This is a genomic window from Streptomyces harbinensis, from assembly GCF_900116145.1.
Taxonomy (GTDB): Bacteria; Actinomycetota; Actinomycetes; order Streptomycetales; family Streptomycetaceae; genus Streptomyces; species Streptomyces carpaticus.
The window spans coordinates 1-1,476 of record NZ_FPAB01000031.1; the positions used below are offsets into that span (position 1 = coordinate 1).

General features: G+C 73.2%; 1 protein-coding gene. It reads left to right on the plus strand.

What is annotated here, in order from left to right; all coding sequences use genetic code 11:
- Nucleotides 1-99: 99 nt before the first annotated feature.
- Nucleotides 100-1,368 (plus strand): threonine--tRNA ligase, encoded by a 1,269-nt coding sequence (thrS, locus tag BM385_RS26365; RefSeq protein WP_093844609.1) that lies wholly within the window; start codon nt 100-102, stop codon nt 1,366-1,368.
- The last annotated feature ends 108 nt before the right edge of the window (nt 1,369-1,476 follow it).

Consider the following 1,476-nt stretch of genomic DNA (forward strand, 5'->3'; position numbering starts at 1 on the left):
CCGGAGGACCGAGCGGCCATTCTCCTCAAGCCATCAACGGCAGACAACCATCAGCCACACCCGGCCCTCCCGGACCGCCTCACATTCTTAAGGACCACCATGCACGACGACCACCTCCACGACCACCCCCACGACCACCGCCGGCTCGGCCGCGAGCTGGAGCTGTTCGGCTCCGACCCCCTGATCGGCGCGGGCCTGCCCTACTGGCTGCCGGCCGGAGCCGCCGTACGGCAGGCCCTGGAGCGCTACCTCCAGGACACCGAACGCCGCGCCGGATACCGGCACGTCCACTCACCCGTGCTCGGCAAACGCGAACTGTACGAACTCTCCGGACACTGGGCGCACTACCGCGAGGACATGTTCCCGCCGATGGACCCGGACGGCGCGGCACCGCTGCCGGGAGACGAGCGGGCCCCGGGCGGCGAACACCTGGTGCTGCGCCCCAGCCTCTGCCCGCACCACGCGCTGATCTTCCGCTCCAGGCCGCACAGTTACCGCGAACTGCCGCTGCGGATGGCCGAGCTGGGCGGCATGTACCGCGCCGAACGCTCCGGCGTACTCGGCGGGCTGACCCGGGTCAGGGCCATCACCCTCAACGACGCGCACATCTTCTGCACCGTCGACCAGGTGGCGGACGAGGCACGGGCCGCGCTCGCGCTGATCCGCCGCGCGTACGCGGCGCTCGGCATCGCGCCGGCCCGCTACCGGCTGTCGCTGCCGGGCGAGGGCGGCAAGTACGTGGCCGCCCCGGCGATGTGGCGACGGTCGGTGGCTCTGCTGCGGGAGGTACTGGACGCGGCGGGCCTGCCGTTCGAGGAGGCCCCTGGCGAAGCGGCGTTCTACGGGCCGAAGATCGACGTGCAGATCGCCGACCCGGCGGGGCGGGAGTCCACCCTGTCGACCGTGCAGATCGACTTCCACCAGCCGGAGCGGTTCGCTCTGCACTACACCGGCCCGGACGGGGCCCCGCACCGGCCGGTGATGGTCCACCGCAGCATCATCGGCAGCCTGGAACGCGCGATGGCGCACCTGATCGAGCACCACGGCGGCGCGTTCCCGGCCTGGCTCGCCCCGGTACAGCTGGCCGTTCTGCCCGTGACCGACGACCAGCTGCCGCAGGCGGAGGCCGTCCGGGACCGGGCTCTCGCCCTGGACCTGCGGGCCGAGGTCGTCTCCCCGGACCGCGGCACCCTCGGCGCCCGCATCCGCGATGGCCGGCTGATCCCGTACCAGGCCGTCATCGGCCCACGGGAGGCGGCCGATGACCACCTGGCGCTGCGCCTGCGCGACGGCACCCGCCTGCCGGCGGAGCCGGCCGGGGCGGCGCTGGAGCGGCTGGCGGTGGGGGTGGGGGTGCCGCAGGGGTAGGGGGTGGGGCCTCGGTTGGTTGCGAGGTTGCTCCTGGTTCGGTTGTCGGGTGCGGGTTCATGCGGCACGGGAGGGTGGGCCCGCACCTTTCGTGTCCCCATGCCCTGT